This is a genomic window from Pseudomonas sp. NPDC090755 (assembly GCF_044769005.1).
Lineage (GTDB): Bacteria > Pseudomonadota > Gammaproteobacteria > Pseudomonadales > Pseudomonadaceae > Aquipseudomonas.
The window spans coordinates 421,690-435,760 of sequence record NZ_JBIVXC010000001.1; the positions used below are offsets into that span (position 1 = coordinate 421,690).

The window sequence follows — 14,071 nt, forward strand, 5'->3', positions numbered from 1 at the left end:
ATATATTGTTCGACCTGTTTAAGAGGTTTTACGACCTAATGGAGCGATCATGGAACTGCGGCATCTACGCTATTTCATCGCGGTGGCCGAAGAGCTGCATTTCGGCCGCGCCGCCCAGCAACTGGGGATCTCCCAGCCACCCTTGAGCCAGCAGATCCAGGCGTTGGAACAGGAGTTGGGGGCACGCCTGTTCGAGCGTACCAACCGTCGGGTCGAGCTCAGCGAGGCCGGGCGCTTGTTCCTTGAAGAGGCGCGCCTGGTGCTGGCCCAAGTCGACAAGGCGGCGGATGTTGCCCGTCGCGCACAGCTGGGCGAACTGGGTGAGATGAAGATTGGCTTCACCTCCTCGGCGCCGATCAACTCCAGCATTCCCAAGGCCATTCATGCGTTTCGCCAGCGCTTCCCGGCGGTGCACCTCAATCTCAAGGAAATGAGCAGCCGCGACGTGGCCGATGCCCTGCTCGACGAGTCGATCGAAGTCGGCCTGATCCGCCCGCTGGCGTTGCCCGAGAGCCTGGAGGTGGTGGAGCTGTTTCGCGAGCCGTTGGTCGCAGTGATCGGTGCGGCCCACCCCTTGGCCCAGGGCAGTGAAGCCGGGTTGCATATGGCGGACCTGGCCAATGAGCCCTTTGTGTTCTTTCCGCGCAGCTATGGCAGTGGCCTGTACGCGCAACTGCAGAGTCTGGCGCGAGCGGCCGGGTTCAGCCCGCACTTCGCCCAGGAGGCGGGCGAGGCGATGACCATTATCGGCCTGGTGGCGGCGGGGCTGGGGGTGTCGGTGCTGCCTGCTTCGTTCCAGCGCATGCGTCTGGACGGCGTGGTCTATCGCACCTTGCTCGACGACGATGCCATTACCGCGGTCTGGCTGGTGCAGCGTCGCGGCACACCATCGGCAATGGCCGGGGCCTTTGCCGAGCTGCTGACCCGCCAGGCCCGGGAGCGCAGCTGAGTGACACCAGGGCGCTGCGCTGTAGGTCAGTGCCAGCGGCGGAAGATCAGCGACGTGTTGACGCCACCAAAGGCGAAATTGTTGTTCATCACGTACTCGTTGCTCAAGGCCCGCCACGTGTTGCACAGGTAGTCCAGCTCACCGCAGCGTGGGTCGATGTCTACCAGGTTGAGGGTGTGCACGTAGCGGTCACTGTTGAGCATCTCGATGCTGAACCAGGACTCCAGCGCGCCACAGGCACCCAGGGTGTGGCCCAGGAAGCTCTTTTGCGAGCTGATCGGCATGCGTGGGCCGAACAGGCTGCTGGTGGCCAGGGTTTCGGCGATATCGCCCTGCTCGGTGGCCGTGCCGTGGCCATTCACATAGCCGATGGCCTCGGGTGCCAGGCTGGCGTCTTCAAGGGCCAGCTCCATGGCCCGGCGCATGGTCGCCTGCTCCGGGCGGGTGATGTGCTGGCCGTCGGCGTTGGTGCCGAAGCCGACGATCTCGGCGTAGATGCGTGCACCTCGGGCCAGGGCATGCTCGAGCTCCTCAAGCACCAGCATGCCAGCCCCTTCGCCGATCACCAGGCCATCGCGGCCGCTGTCATAGGGGCTCGGGGTGCTGTGCGGCGTATCGTTCTTCAGGCTGGTGGCGTACAGCGCGTCGAACACCATGGCTTCGGTCGGGCACAGTTCTTCGGCGCCGCCTGCGAGCATCAGTGGCTGGCGACCGAACTTGATCGCCTCATAGGCGTAGCCGATCCCCTGGCTGCCGCTGGTGCAGGCGCTGGAGGTGGGAATCAGGCGCCCGGTGAGGCCGAAAAAGATGCTGATATTGGCTGCCGTGGTGTGCGGCATCATGCGCACGTAGGAGTTGGCGTTCAAACCATCGGAGACCGAGTTGGCCAGCATGTTGCCGAAGGTCTTCATCTCGTCGGTGCTGCCGGTGGACGACCCGCAGGCCACGCCCATGCGGCCGTCGCGAATCGACGGGTCGTCCAGCAGGCCGGCATCGCGCAGGGCGATCTCGGACGCCGCCACCGCCAGGCGCGAGACCCGGCCCATGCTGCGCAGTTGCTTGCGGGTCCAGGCGCTCGGCACCTTGAAGTCATCGATGGGGCCGGCCAGGCGGGTGTTGAGTTCTTCGAAACGGTCCCACTCGTCCATGCGCCGGATGCCGCTGCGATTGTGGGTGAAGTTGCCGGCGATGGTCTGCCAGTCGCTGCCCAGTGACGTGATACCGGCCATACCGGTAACGACCACGCGTTTCATCAGCACAGCCCCCCGTTGACCGCCAGGACCTGGCGGGTGATGTAGGCGGCCTCGGCCGACATCAGGAAATTCACCGCACCGGCGACCTCTTCCGGTGTGCCCAGGCGCTGCGCCGGGATCATCTTCAGCAGCTCGTCGACCGGCACCTGCTCGTCGAGCATGGCTGTGTCGATCAGGCCGGGAGCGACGCAGTTGACCGTGATCCGGCGCTTGCCCAGCTCGATCGCCAGGGCCTTGGCGGCACCGATCACGCCGGCCTTGGAAGCGCTGTAGTTGACCTGGCCGCGGTTGCCGATCAGCCCGGACACCGAGGTGATGCAGACGATGCGTCCGGGGGCGCGCCGGCGAATCATCGGCATGATCAACGGGTGCAGGACATTGTAGAAACCGTCGAGGTTGGTGCGCAGCACCTGGTCCCAGTCCTCTTCGCTCAGTGCGGGAAAGGCGCCGTCGCGGGTCAGTCCGGCATTGCACACCACGCCGTAATAGGCGCCATTGGCCTCGACATCTTCGGCCAGGAGGCTGGCGCAGGCGGCGCGATCGGCGACATCGAACTGCAGCACGCGCGCCTGCTGGCCCAGCGCCCGGACTTCATCTGCCACGGCGTCGGCCTCGTTGCGGCCGCTACGGCAGTGCAGGACCAGGTCGAAGCCGGCCCGTGCCAGGCGCAGGGCAATGGCCCGGCCAATGCCGCGGCTGGAACCGGTGACCAGGATGGTGTCAGTCATGGGGGGACTCCTCGGGACCCGCTTCGGCCAGGTAGCTGGCTGGCTGCGGCGGGCGAAAAACGTTCAGGCGGGCCATGGCGTGGATGCCCGGGCCGTGCAGGTGACATTCGAACACGCTCATGCCGCCCTCGTCTTCCAGCGAGCGCTGGGCATGGATGCGCAACGGGGCATCGACGGGGAAGTGCTCGACATTGCATTCGAACTTGCGCGTACCCAGGAGAAACCCAAGCTCCACCGGCTTGCCCTGCTGGCGGGCGTGGCAACCGGCATAGGCGGCCACGCTCTGGGCCATCAGCTCGATGCCGACCCAGGCCGGCAGGCTGCCGTCGGCACGGCTGAACAGGCCGCCGGGGCGGACGGTCAGGCGGGTATGGATCTGCTCCTGGTCAAAGGCGTCGACCTGATCGATGAGGATCATGTCGCCGGCGTGGGGCAGCAGTTCGGCCAATGGCCAGGTGATCATGGGGTGTCTCCGAGAATCAGGCTGACATTGTTGCCACCGAAGGCGAACGAGTTGCTCATCAGGCGTCGCGGGCCCTGGCCTGCCAGACGCTGGTCGGCGGCGACCAGGTTCAGCCGGGGCAGCTGCGGGTCGTGTTCGCCATCCCAGACATGGGGCGGCAGGCTTCCCAGGCCATTGTCGGCGGCCAGGATCAACCAGCAGAACGCGGCTTCCAGCGCCCCCGCCGCACCCAGGGTGTGGCCGGTCATGGGCTTGCTCGACGAACAGGCCAGTGCGCTGCCGAACAGGCCATGCACAGCCAGGCTTTCCATGGCGTCGTTGTGCCGCGTGGCGGTGCCGTGCAGGTTCAGGTAGTCGATGTGCGCCGGTTGCAGACCTGCATTGTCCAGCGCCTTGGTCATCGCTTGCAAGGCGCCTCTGCCACTCGGCTCTGGGGCCGAGATATGGTGGGCGTCGGAACTGGCGCCCGCGCCCAACAGGGCGATGCGTGTGCCCTCGCTGTTTGCCTCGCGGGTCATCAAGAACAGCGCCGCGGCTTCACCGATGTTGATGCCATCGCGGTTGACCGAGAAGGGGTTGCAGCGCTGGCCGCTGACTGCTTCCAGGGCGCTGAAGCCGTTGAGCGTCAGCTTGCACAGGCTGTCGACACCGCCGCAGATCACCGCGTCGCAAACCCCCAGGTCCAGCAGGCGGCGAGCGCTCATCAGGGCGCGGGCGCCGGAGGTGCAGGCGGTGGAGATGACATAGGCCGGCCCGCTCAGTTGCAGCCAGGTGGCCAGGAAGTTGGCCGCAGCGCTGAGCTCCTGCTGGGCATAGTCATAACCGGGCGGGAAGTGTTGCTCGCCCAGGTAGTGGGCAATGGCGTCGCTGGCTTCGTGGATGCCCGAGGTGCTGGTGCCCAAGACGATGCCGACGCGATGGCGGCCATGCCGGGCAATGGCCTGGGCGACCTGTGGGGCAATCTGCAGGCCGGCCTCGTAGAGCAACTGGTTGTTGCGGCTGTGCGACGCCTGCAGTTCGCTCGGCAGGTCGAGCAGTTTGCCTGGCACAGCGGCCACCGGCAGACGGCGCTCCGGCACCCAGCCGGCTTCCTCGCGAAGGCCCGAGCAGTCTCCGGCGAACAGCTTGCGCGCAATGTCGGCCTGGTCTCGTCCCAGGGCGCAGACCAGGCCCAGGGCGTTGAGAAAAGCGGTCATGGCGTGGTCTCGCGGGGCAGTGGACTGACTAGATAACGCAGGCCCCGGTCAAGGTTCAAGCTGAAGTCATCGGCGTGTCGATAATCGACCCGCCAACGCTCGCCCAGCCAGCGCTGCTGCCCTTGCCGGCGGGCACCGGGATAGAGCCGTTGCACTTGATCGTCCGGGGTCAGGGCGAACAGCAGGGCGGCGAACAGTTCCCGTGCTGCGGGGTTGGGCGGCAGCAGGCCATCCGCTTGCCAGCGGTCCTCGACCAGTAGCTGGCGAGCCTGGGGAATACCCAGCGGGTCGAGGAGCGAGAAGCGCAGGCTGGCCTGCTCCTGCTGGATCACCAGCAGCCAGTCCTGGCGCTGGCCGGCTTGCTCGCGCTGGATGTGCAACTGCATCGGCAGGCTGAGCGCGGGCTGCCGTTCAGGCAGGGGCAGGCCTGCGCAGGCACTGAGCAGCGCCAGGGCAACCATCAGCCACAGGCGCGCCTTGAGCCATGGACGAGTGCTCAACGGGGTGTCTCCTTGTGCCCGGTGGCGGCCCAGGGCGCCAGGACGAAACTGAATGCCAGCCCCAGGCTGACTGCCAGGCCGAAATTGCTTACGGCGGGCGTGCTGGATACCGCCAGCAGGCCGAACGACAACCAGGTGGTGCTGGCGGCCAGCAGGGTGCCGAGCAGGCTTACCGCGGCGCCGCCGATCTGTTCGTGCATGAGGATGGCGTAGTCGACACTGATGGCCGTGACCAGCAGCAGGCCGAACAGGCTGAACAGCGTCAGTGGTTGTCCCAGCCAGCCAAGGCTTGCCAGGCTGCACAGGGCGGCCAGCAGCGGCAGGGCAACGATGCGCAGGGCACCGCCCATGCCGAAGGGCAGGATCAGCAGCACCACGATCAGCGCGCAGGACAACAACTTGAGTTCGGCGGCGCTGACCTGGGTGGCGGCGAACAGCTGGTTCAGGTCGCCGAGGCGATCCACCAGTTGCACACCTTGCAGGTCGGCGCCCTGTAGGCGCAGCAGTGCCGCGTCGTTCAGGCCCTGCAGGCTGACGATGGCCGCCACGCCCTCACCGTCGGTTCCCAGCCACAAGGTACGCCAGGGCTCGCCCAGAGGGCCTCTGAGGGCTTGATCGATATCCAGGGTGGGTAGCGCCAGCAGTCGGTCCAGCTCGGCCTGTAGCGCGCGCTGTGGTACGCCCAGGGCCAGCAGGGGCTGCCAGTGCTCGGGCATCGCTTTCAACGCCTCTCGCGTCTGCTGCTGTTCAGCTGGGCTGGCGACAAACTGGCTGAGGGCCATGTAACCCTTGAGCTTGCCGGCGTCGACCAGTGGTTCGAGGCGGTTGCCCAGGGCCTGCAGGCGCTCCAGCAGTTGGGTCTGGTCGGCGCCACGGACCAGGTAGAACTGGCTGGTCGGCTGGTAGCCGGTGATCCGAGCCACGGCCTGGGCCTCTTCAAGCAATTGCGCTGGGCTGGCAACCCACTGGCGAATGTCGTTGCGGCTGTCCAACCGCCACAGACCGGCGGCACAGAACAGGATCAGCAGGCCGAGCAGCAGCGGGCCGGGCACCCTGTGCAGCAGTTTGAGGCGCAGGTCGACCAGCCATTGCGCAAGCTGCAAGGGCCAGTTCGACGGTCGCAGGTCGCTGCCCTTGAGCAGTGCTGGCAGCAGGCACACGGCGCTCAGGTAGGCACCGAGCAGGCCGGCGGCGGAGAACACGGCGATCTGGGTCAGGGCCGGGAAGGGCGTGAAGGCCAGGGCCAGGTACCCGATGCAACTGGTGATCAGGCTCAGGCTCAGCCCCGGCAAGGTCAGGCGCAGGGCGGGCCAACTGTGCCAGGGGCGCAGGCTCCAGCTCTTGGACAGGTAGTGCAGTGGATAGTCCACCGCGACGCCGATCAGGCTAGAACCCAGGACCAGGGTCATCACGTGCATCTGGCCGAACAGTGCCACGCAGGCCACGGCGCCGAACAGCATGCCGACCAGCACCGGCACGAAGGCCAGCAGCACGCGCAGGCGCCGGAACGCCAGCAGCAACAGCAGCAGGATACCGACGCTGGCGCCACCGCCGACCCAGGTGATTTCCTGGCTGGCCTGGCGCTGGCCGCTGGCGGCATACAGCAGGCCGCTGGCGGCCAGCAGGCGGGCACCGCCCCGGTCGGCTTCAACGCGGCTGCTGGTGAGCAGGCCGGCCACCTGCAGCGGCAGTTGCAGGTCGAAGGCGTTACCCAGGGTGCGGGCGCGCAGCAGGACCCAGTGCTGCCCATCCGCCTCAGCGACCAGCGCGCCGCTGGCGGTATCCAGCTGCACCGCAGCGGGTCGTGGCTGGCTGCTCTGGATGCGCCCGGTCAGGCCCAGCCAGTCGTCCTGGCTGGGTACCAGGCTGACGCCGGAAAAAGGATCGTAAAGGCTTTCGACGCGTTGCTTGATAAAGCCTTGAGGGTTGTGGACCACGTCGTTGCGATCGGCATTCGACAGCAGTGCCAGGCGTCCCTGCAGCAACTGCTCGCGCACGGCCTGCAGGTCGGTCTGCAAGCTCCACTGGACCTTCTCGAACAAGCCGCTGGCCTGCCATTGCTCACCCAGGCGTTGGGCCAGGGCAATGGCCTGTTCACGTTGGGGATGGCCGACCAGCACCAGCATCTCGCGGTTCAGGGGTTCCTGCATGCGCTGTTCGGCGCGCTGCACCAAGGGGTAGTGGGTGGCCCCGGGCACCAGCGTCATCAGGTCGGCCGACAAGGGCGCGGCGCGGTGCCACTGCCAGCCGGCCAGGGCCAGGACGGCGACCAGCAGCAGGAGAAACAGGCGCGGCCACCAGCGTTCACCGGGCAAAGTCGCGGCGCTCCGTGTCGTTCAGGCTGCCGGCACTGCTGCTCGATGGCATGCTCAGTACCGTGCTGTCACCCTGGGTTTCCAGCAACTGGATGCGTTCGACGAAGCGCCCGCCGTCGATATCGATCTGTTTGAACACCTGCTTGAGCAGCAACGAGCGCGGGGTCAGGCGCAGTTGCCAGTGCTGTGCGTCGCCCTGCAGGCTCAGGTCGAAATCGCGCTGCAGGCCGCTGCTGTCGCCTTGCAGGACAGCGAAGAACAGACGGTTCTGCTCGCTGCCGGCGCTGTTGCCCGGCAGCGTCTGCCAACCGTCCGGATCGCGGCGGGCAATGCCCTGGGCGTCGAGGCGGTAGTCCTGCTTCAGTGGCGTCTGCAACAGCCAGAGCAGGCCGTGATCGCGGGCCAGGACAAACTGGCCCTTGCTGACCAGTGGTTGTGGCAGGGCGCGCAGGTGTTTTTCCTGGATGAACGGGCCCTTGACCACCGCCGGCTCACCCAGTTGCTTGCTCAGGTCGTCCAGGCCAAAAGCCTGGGCCAGGCCGGCGGCGGCCATCAGGGTGATACACAGCAGGCTGCGCAGCAGAGGGTTCATTTCAGCACCCTGGCCACGGCATCGATCATCACCTGCGGTGAGGCCAGCTGCATCTCGCCGCTGGCGATCTCCACCGCCACCTGCACGGTACTGGCGCGGGTCATGCGCTCGCCGGTGACGGCATCGCTGATCAGGTAGTTGATCTTCAGGCGGTTCTCCCATTCCACCAGGCTGGCGCGCACCTTCAGGTGCTGGCCGAAGGTGGCGCCGCGTATGTAGCGCAGCTGCAGATCGATCACAGGCCACATGAAGCCCGAGGCCTGCATCTGCAGGTAGTTGTGGTCGAGCCGGTCGAGCAGCGCGCAGCGCGCCACTTCCAGGTACTTGACGTAGTGGCCGTGCCAGACCACCAGCATGCTGTCGACGTCGAAGAACGGCACCAGCACTTCGCTGTCGACGTGCAGAACGCCCTGACTACGCATGCAGCCTCCAGTGTTGTTCGGCGATACGCTCCAGGCACAGGCGCAGGTCGTGCTCCAGGGCGCGGTCTTCGATGACCGGGGCAAAGTCTTCCAGTAGTTCGTCGTGCATGGCGGCCAGCGCCGGTGGCAGGTCACGGGCATCGGCCTCGCGGCGGCGCAGCCAGACGCCCTGGTTGGCGGCCAGCAAGGTGGCGGCGGCGACCTGTTCGGTCAGCTCCAGCACGCGCAAGGCATCGCGGGCGGCGATGGTGCCCATGCTCACCTTGTCCTGGTTGTGGCATTCGGTGGAGCGCGAGAACACGCTGGCCGGCAGGGTGTTTTTCAGGGCCTCGGCGGTCCAGGCGCTGGCACCGATCTGCACCGCCTTGAAGCCATGGTTGAGCATGGCGCGATCGGCACTGGCGCCGGACAGGTTGCTCGGCAGGCCATGGTTGTAGCGTTCATCCACCAGCAGCGCGAGCTGGCGGTCGAGCAGGTCGGCGACGTTGGCCACCAGGTTCTTCAGGCTGTCCATGGCGAAGGCGATATGCCCGCCGTAGAAGTGCCCGCCGTGCAGCACACGCCCGGCTTCGGCGTCGATGATCGGGTTGTCGTTGGCGCTATTCAGTTCGGTTTCGATGAAGCCGCGCAGCCAGCCCAGGCTGTCGGCCAGAACGCCCAGCACATGGGGGGCGCAACGCAGCGAGTAACGGTCCTGCAAACGGTGCAGCGGCGCGGTCGGTGCATCGATAGCCAGGTCCTGGCGCAACCAGGCGGCGACCTGCATCTGCCCCGGGTGCGGCTTGGTGGCGAACAGGCGCTCATCGAAGTGCTCAGGGTTGCCTTGCAGGGCGATGACATTGAGCGCAGTGATGCGCGTGGCCAGCTTGAGCAGGTAGTCGGCGCGGGCGAAGGCCAGGCAGGCAAGGCCGGTCATTACCGCGGTGCCGTTCATCAGTGCCAGGGCTTCCTTGGGGCGCAGCACCAGCGGTTGCCAGCCCAGTTCACGGTGCACATCGGCGGCAGAGCGCCGCTCGCCGCGGTACATGACCTCGCGTTCACCGGACAGGGTGGCCGCGACATAGGACAACGGCGTCAGGTCGCCGCTGGCACCCACCGAGCCTTCCTGTGGAATCAGCGGGAGGATGTCGTGGGCGAGGAAAGCCTGCAGGCGTTCGAGCAGTTCGAACCGTACCCCGGAGACGCCATGGCACAGCGACTGCAAACGGGCGGCCAGCACGGCGCGGGTCGCCGGTGCATCGAGCAACTGACCGAGGCCACAACCATGGAAGGTATACAGGTGCCGGGGCAGTGCCTCGACATGTTCGAGCGGCACCGCGACCACGCAGGAGTCGCCGTAGCCGGTGGTGACCCCATAGATCACCCCTTCCTTGTCCAGCAGTGTGTCGAGGAACTGCGCGCCACGGGCGATGCGCGCACGGTACTCGCCATCGTCCTGCAGGCAGGCTTCGGCCTGGCCGTGGGCCAGGGCAAGGATGTCTTCGATCGCCAGCGGCGATTCGCCGAAGGTTACGGGATCATGCGGATGCATCGTCATCGGACTTCCAGAAAGGGTAGAAATTGAACCATTGCTGTGGCGCTTGCAGGCAATAGTGTCCCAGGCGGTCGGCGTAGCGCCCGGCCCAGTCGGCGATCACCTGGTCGCGCTGGCTGCGGCGCCATTCGATGGCCGTGGCGAACGGTTCGAGGATCACCTGGTAGCGGCCGTGCTGTTTGAGGCAGAAGAACAGGTTGAGCGGGCACTTGAGCAGCCCGGCCAGCAGCCAGGGCCCCTGGGGGAAGGCGGCCCGGTGGCCAAGGAAATCCACCTCCACCGTCCGCGTACCCTGCAGCGGCACCCGGTCACCGGCAATCGCCAGCCATTCGCCACGGTCCAGGCGCTGGCTCAGTTGCAGCATGGTCGCCGGGTCCAGCTCGCTGACCTGGATCAGCCGCAGGTGGCTGGCCCCCGATTCGCCGAGCAGGCGGTTGAAGCGTTCGGCATGGCGGGTGTGCACCAGCACGTTCATGGTTACCCGCTCGCCCAGCTCGGCCAGGGCGCGGCAGACCTCCAGGTTGCCCAGGTGCGCACCGACCAGCATCTGCCCGCGCCCGCCATGCAGTTGCGGGCGCAGCAGTCCCGGATCGACCATCTCGACCTGCGCAAGGTCCAGCTTGCCATTCCACACGTCGAGCTTGTCCAGCAGGGCATCGGCGAAGGCCATGAACTGGCGGAACACCCGCCGGTGGTTTGGGCCGAGGCTGGCTTGTCCGCTCCAGTCGGCCAGGTATTGCTGGTACTGCCAGATGCTGCGCCGGGCACGGCGACCGAACAGGAAGAAGTACAGGACGATGCCGTACAGGACCGGGCTCAACACCCGCCGGCCGAGCAGCTTGATACCCAGGGCGGTGAGCTTCATCAGCCAGAAGCTGCCGCGCTCCTGGTGGCCGGCCCAGTGCTGCTCGCCGTTGCTCATGCCAGCCACCGTCGCCAGAGGATCGCCGGGGCACGCAGCAGCATGCCGAAGAACAGCTTGGCGTGCATCTTCGAGATCAGCGCGTTGTCATGCACCAGTCGAAAGTGCGACAGCCCGTCAGCCGGGTAGTGCACCCGGGTCGGCAGCCAGCGCATCGGCTGGTTGCGCCAGCTCAGGCGCACGAGGATTTCCGGGTCGAAGTCCATGCGCCGGCCCAGGTTGACCGAATCGATCAGCGCCAGGGTCACCGGCAGGGGATAGACCCTGAAGCCGCACATGGAGTCGGGAATCTGCAGTGACAGGCTGTTGATCCACACCCACACGTGAGTCAGGTAGCGCGCGTACAGGCGGCCCTTGGGCACGCTGGCGTCGTACTGTGGATAACCGCAGATCAGTGCCTGGGGATGTTCGCAGGACTGCTGCAGGAAGCGCTCGACATCGGCCAGGTCGTGCTGGCCGTCGGCATCCACCTGCAGGGCATGGCTGAAGCCCAGGCGCGCAGCTTCGCGCAACCCGGCCATGACCGCACCGCCTTTGCCCTGGTTGTGTGCCAGTTGCAGCAGGAACACCTGCTCCTGTTCGGCCAGCCGCTGCAGCACGCTGGCACAGGCCGGGCTGCTGGCGTCATCCACCAGCACGCACGGCAACCCGGCGGCGAGCAACCCGGCGACCACGGCCGGTACGGCCTGTTCGTGGTTGTACACCGGAATCACCGCGCAGGGCTTATTCACCGGGGGCCTCCAGCACGATGCGGCCACTGGAGCAGGGTACCCCGCCATTGCGGTAGGTGAAGTAGAGCTTGCTGCGCTCGGCGTCGAAGCGCAGGTCCAGGTCCAGGGTGTCGCCTGGGCGCACCAGGTGCTGGAACTTCAGCACTTCCATGCCGGCAAAACGGCGTGGCCGGTCGAGCAGCGCCTGGCCCAGTTCGATGGCCCAGTCGACCTGGACCACCCCGGGCAACACTGGCGTCTGTGGAAAGTGGCCGCTGAAGTAGGCAAGGTCTGCGGACACGGCCAACTGCAGGTGTAGCTCGGCCTCTTTGAGCTCACGGCTGATGACCTCCGGGCCTGTTGGGCGTGGCGCCAGCAGCAGGGCTTCGACCTCGGCCTGGGGCAACTTGCCCTGGGCATTGAACGGCAGCTGGCGCAGTAGTCGCCAGCGGCGTGGCAAGGCCAGGGTTTCGCAGTGCTGGCTCAGGTGCGTGCGCAACGCCTCGGTGACGGCACGTCGGCCCTGGTTGCGCAGGGCATGCAACCCGGCGCGGGTTAGCACCAGCAAGGCCCCCAGCGAGGCGCGGTTTTCCTGGATCACCGCCAGGCGCGTGTCTTCGACCCAGGGGTGGTCGAGCAGGGCGTTTTCCAGCATCGGCAGGGAGATGCGCTTCTCTTCCAGCTTGACGATGCGGTCCAGGCGGCCGAGCAGGTGGAAACGGCCATCCTCGGTGAACGCCACGGCGTCGGCACTCTGTTCGACATGGCCCGCCGGCAGGTAAGGCGATTCGATACCCAGCGCGCCGTCTTCGTTCTGGCTCAGGTGCACCCCGGCAAAAGCTTGCCAGGGTTGATCGGCCTGGCGCCAGGCAATGCCGCCGGTTTCCGAGCTGCCGAGGATTTCCGTTGGCCACTGCTGCAGGCGTTGCTGCAAGGCGCGTGCGGCGCTCAACGGCAGTTCGCCGCCGGAGGAGAACACCCGCCGCACCCGGCTCAAGGCTGGCCAGTCGAGGTTGTCGCCCATGCGCTTGAGCAGCGCGGGGCTGGCGACCCAGGCAAAGGCCGGGTGTTCGCGGCTGGCGCGTTGCAGGTCTTCGGGAAAGGGGAGCTGGTGACGCAGGAACGGCCGGCCGGCGCACAGCGGCCAGAGTACCCGGAACAGCAGGCCGTAGATATGTTGGGTGGCCACGCTGCCGATGATGCAGGCGTCGCCCAGGTCTTCACCCCACAGTTGTTCCAGGGCCACCACTTCATTGGCCAGCTGGCGCAGCTGCTTGTCGATGCGTTTGGGTTCGCCGCTGGAGCCGGAGGTGCACAGGCTCAGCTGGCACTTGTCGAGGTCCAGCTCAGCGGCGGGCAGCGGCGCTTCGAACAGCGCCTGCAGCGACTGGTCCTGGGGCTGTTCGCTGATCCACAGGTCGACCTCGCCGAGCCAGCGCTGGCGGGTCTGCGCCTGCAGATCCGCAGGCAGCAACACCTGCACACCGGCACGCCAGGCGCCGAGCAGGGCCACAGCCAGCAGCCCGGCGTCCTCCAGGTACAGGGCCAGGCGGCGCACGCCACGGCGCTGCAAGCCAGCGGCCAGTTGCAGGGCTTGCCGACTCAGTTCGCCATGGTCCAGCAACGGTGCCAGTGCCACTGGGCGCGGAACCCCCGTGGGATGCAGCAGTTGCTCAAGGTTCAACCAGCTCATGAGCGTCCTCGCACGCGTTGTCTTACCCGCCATTCAATTGCGAACAGCAGGCCCATCAGGCCATAGGCGATCAGCCCGTTGTACAGGGTCCACCAGCTAAGCGGCGCCCATAGGGTCAAGGCGCAGGCGACCAGGCCATTGGCCAGGAAGAACAGGCACCAGACCTGGGTTACCTGCCGCGTGTAGCGGACTGCCGCATCGGGCAGGTCGGGTTCGCGCAGGCGCGCCAGGCGCTCGACCAGCGGTGGTCCGAATCTAAGGCTCAGGCCGAACAGGCCGAGCATCAAGGTGTTAATCAGCACCGGGTACCAGCGCAGCAACTGCGCACTGTTGAACATCGCCAGCAAGGCGCAGAAGGCCAGGGCTGCCACGGCCATCCAGCGCCCGCCGGGGCGCTGTGCCTGGCTCAGGGCGCGCCCCAGCCACAGCCCGCCGAGCAGCAGGGCGAATTGCCAGGGGGCGAAGTGGGCCATGCCGAAGTACACCGCAAACGGGTAGAGCAGACCGGCCAGGACCAGGCCGAGGCCGATCAGGCGTTTCATGCCGCTGGGTTGACCAGGCGATTCACTGCCTCTACCACGTCACCGACCGTACGCACGGCCTTGAAATCCTCGGCGGCGATTTTCTTGCCGGTCTGGCGTTTGATGTGGTCGAGCAGGTCGACGGCATCGATGCTGTCGATTTCCAGGTCCTGGTACAGGTTCGAATCCAGGTTGATGCGGCTCTGCTCGACTTCGAACAGTTCGACCAGCGCATCACGCAGGGTGATGAAGATGTCTTCGCGGGTTTGCATG

General features: G+C 66.6%; 15 protein-coding genes. 1 reads left to right on the plus strand and 14 read right to left on the minus strand.

The annotated features are described in order from the left end of the window. Positions 1–49 precede the first annotated feature (49 nt). Positions 50–949: a LysR substrate-binding domain-containing protein gene (locus tag ACIQUS_RS02010; RefSeq protein ID WP_403042207.1), complete on the plus strand. Its 900-nt coding sequence runs from the start codon at positions 50–52 to the stop codon at positions 947–949. A 26-nt stretch (positions 950–975) separates the two neighbouring features. On the opposite strand, the gene ACIQUS_RS02015 is transcribed toward ACIQUS_RS02010, so the two are convergent. Genes ACIQUS_RS02015 through ACIQUS_RS02080 form a run of 14 tightly spaced genes read right to left on the minus strand, consistent with a single transcriptional unit; the run spans position 976 to position 14,070 of the window. Next, a complete protein-coding gene (locus ACIQUS_RS02015; protein ID WP_403042209.1) occupies positions 976–2,202 on the minus strand; it encodes a beta-ketoacyl-ACP synthase in 1,227 nt (408 codons plus the stop codon). Continuing rightward, the gene (gene fabG / locus ACIQUS_RS02020) at positions 2,202–2,930 is read right to left on the minus strand and encodes a 3-oxoacyl-ACP reductase FabG (RefSeq protein WP_403042211.1); all 729 of its coding nucleotides are present in this window, start codon (positions 2,928–2,930) and stop codon (positions 2,202–2,204) included. Before fabG ends, ACIQUS_RS02015 begins: the two co-directional genes overlap by 1 nt. Next, positions 2,923–3,393, minus strand: coding sequence for a hotdog family protein (locus ACIQUS_RS02025; protein ID WP_403042213.1), 471 nt, complete (start codon positions 3,391–3,393; stop codon positions 2,923–2,925). The genes fabG and ACIQUS_RS02025 overlap by 8 nt, the downstream gene beginning before the upstream one ends. Continuing rightward, complete coding sequence (locus ACIQUS_RS02030; protein WP_403042216.1) at positions 3,390–4,589, minus strand: beta-ketoacyl-[acyl-carrier-protein] synthase family protein; 1,200 nt, start codon at positions 4,587–4,589, stop codon at positions 3,390–3,392. Before ACIQUS_RS02030 ends, ACIQUS_RS02025 begins: the two co-directional genes overlap by 4 nt. Continuing rightward, positions 4,586–5,050, minus strand: coding sequence for a hypothetical protein (locus ACIQUS_RS02035; protein ID WP_403043031.1), 465 nt, complete (start codon positions 5,048–5,050; stop codon positions 4,586–4,588). The genes ACIQUS_RS02030 and ACIQUS_RS02035 overlap by 4 nt, the downstream gene beginning before the upstream one ends. Positions 5,051–5,085: 35 nt before the next feature. Further along, positions 5,086–7,404 carry an MMPL family transporter gene (locus ACIQUS_RS02040; protein ID WP_403042218.1) on the minus strand — a complete coding sequence of 773 codons (2,319 nt, stop codon included), beginning with the start codon at positions 7,402–7,404 and terminating at the stop codon, positions 5,086–5,088. Then, complete coding sequence (locus ACIQUS_RS02045) at positions 7,394–7,996, minus strand: outer membrane lipoprotein carrier protein LolA (protein ID WP_403042220.1); 603 nt, start codon at positions 7,994–7,996, stop codon at positions 7,394–7,396. The genes ACIQUS_RS02040 and ACIQUS_RS02045 overlap by 11 nt, the downstream gene beginning before the upstream one ends. Next, entirely contained in the window at positions 7,993–8,418 is a 426-nt protein-coding gene (locus tag ACIQUS_RS02050) for an acyl-CoA thioesterase (protein WP_403042222.1), read from the minus strand. The genes ACIQUS_RS02045 and ACIQUS_RS02050 overlap by 4 nt, the downstream gene beginning before the upstream one ends. After that, positions 8,411–9,955, minus strand: coding sequence for a histidine ammonia-lyase (gene hutH, locus ACIQUS_RS02055; RefSeq protein ID WP_403042225.1), 1,545 nt, complete (start codon positions 9,953–9,955; stop codon positions 8,411–8,413). Before hutH ends, ACIQUS_RS02050 begins: the two co-directional genes overlap by 8 nt. Next, positions 9,936–10,874 carry a glycosyl transferase gene (locus ACIQUS_RS02060; RefSeq protein ID WP_403042227.1) on the minus strand — a complete coding sequence of 313 codons (939 nt, stop codon included), beginning with the start codon at positions 10,872–10,874 and terminating at the stop codon, positions 9,936–9,938. The genes hutH and ACIQUS_RS02060 overlap by 20 nt, the downstream gene beginning before the upstream one ends. Then, positions 10,871–11,605 (minus strand): glycosyltransferase family 2 protein, encoded by a 735-nt coding sequence (locus ACIQUS_RS02065; protein ID WP_403042230.1) that lies wholly within the window; start codon positions 11,603–11,605, stop codon positions 10,871–10,873. Before ACIQUS_RS02065 ends, ACIQUS_RS02060 begins: the two co-directional genes overlap by 4 nt. After that, positions 11,598–13,277 (minus strand): AMP-binding protein, encoded by a 1,680-nt coding sequence (locus ACIQUS_RS02070; RefSeq protein WP_403042232.1) that lies wholly within the window; start codon positions 13,275–13,277, stop codon positions 11,598–11,600. The genes ACIQUS_RS02065 and ACIQUS_RS02070 overlap by 8 nt, the downstream gene beginning before the upstream one ends. Next, the gene (locus ACIQUS_RS02075) at positions 13,274–13,819 is read right to left on the minus strand and encodes a hypothetical protein (protein WP_403042234.1); all 546 of its coding nucleotides are present in this window, start codon (positions 13,817–13,819) and stop codon (positions 13,274–13,276) included. Before ACIQUS_RS02075 ends, ACIQUS_RS02070 begins: the two co-directional genes overlap by 4 nt. After that, the gene (locus tag ACIQUS_RS02080; RefSeq protein ID WP_403042237.1) at positions 13,816–14,070 is read right to left on the minus strand and encodes an acyl carrier protein; all 255 of its coding nucleotides are present in this window, start codon (positions 14,068–14,070) and stop codon (positions 13,816–13,818) included. Before ACIQUS_RS02080 ends, ACIQUS_RS02075 begins: the two co-directional genes overlap by 4 nt. Position 14,071 lies beyond the last annotated feature (1 nt).

What these genes read in the sequence shown, in the direction of transcription:
- ACIQUS_RS02010 (WP_403042207.1), top strand. Translation starts at nt 50, where the DNA reads ATGGAACTGCGGCATCTACGCTATTTCATCGCGGTGGCCGAAGAGCTG.
- ACIQUS_RS02015 (WP_403042209.1), bottom strand. Translation starts at nt 2,202, where the DNA reads ATGAAACGCGTGGTCGTTACCGGTATGGCCGGTATCACGTCACTGGGC.
- fabG (WP_403042211.1), bottom strand. Translation starts at nt 2,930, where the DNA reads ATGACTGACACCATCCTGGTCACCGGTTCCAGCCGCGGCATTGGCCGG.
- ACIQUS_RS02025 (WP_403042213.1), bottom strand. Translation starts at nt 3,393, where the DNA reads ATGATCACCTGGCCATTGGCCGAACTGCTGCCCCACGCCGGCGACATG.
- ACIQUS_RS02030 (WP_403042216.1), bottom strand. Translation starts at nt 4,589, where the DNA reads ATGACCGCTTTTCTCAACGCCCTGGGCCTGGTCTGCGCCCTGGGACGA.
- ACIQUS_RS02035 (WP_403043031.1), bottom strand. Translation starts at nt 5,050, where the DNA reads ATGGTTGCCCTGGCGCTGCTCAGTGCCTGCGCAGGCCTGCCCCTGCCT.
- ACIQUS_RS02045 (WP_403042220.1), bottom strand. Translation starts at nt 7,996, where the DNA reads ATGAACCCTCTGCTGCGCAGCCTGCTGTGTATCACCCTGATGGCCGCC.
- ACIQUS_RS02050 (WP_403042222.1), bottom strand. Translation starts at nt 8,418, where the DNA reads ATGCGTAGTCAGGGCGTTCTGCACGTCGACAGCGAAGTGCTGGTGCCG.
- hutH (WP_403042225.1), bottom strand. Translation starts at nt 9,955, where the DNA reads ATGACGATGCATCCGCATGATCCCGTAACCTTCGGCGAATCGCCGCTG.
- ACIQUS_RS02060 (WP_403042227.1), bottom strand. Translation starts at nt 10,874, where the DNA reads ATGAGCAACGGCGAGCAGCACTGGGCCGGCCACCAGGAGCGCGGCAGC.
- ACIQUS_RS02070 (WP_403042232.1), bottom strand. Translation starts at nt 13,277, where the DNA reads ATGAGCTGGTTGAACCTTGAGCAACTGCTGCATCCCACGGGGGTTCCG.
- ACIQUS_RS02075 (WP_403042234.1), bottom strand. Translation starts at nt 13,819, where the DNA reads ATGAAACGCCTGATCGGCCTCGGCCTGGTCCTGGCCGGTCTGCTCTAC.
- ACIQUS_RS02080 (WP_403042237.1), bottom strand. Translation starts at nt 14,070, where the DNA reads ATGCAAACCCGCGAAGACATCTTCATCACCCTGCGTGATGCGCTGGTC.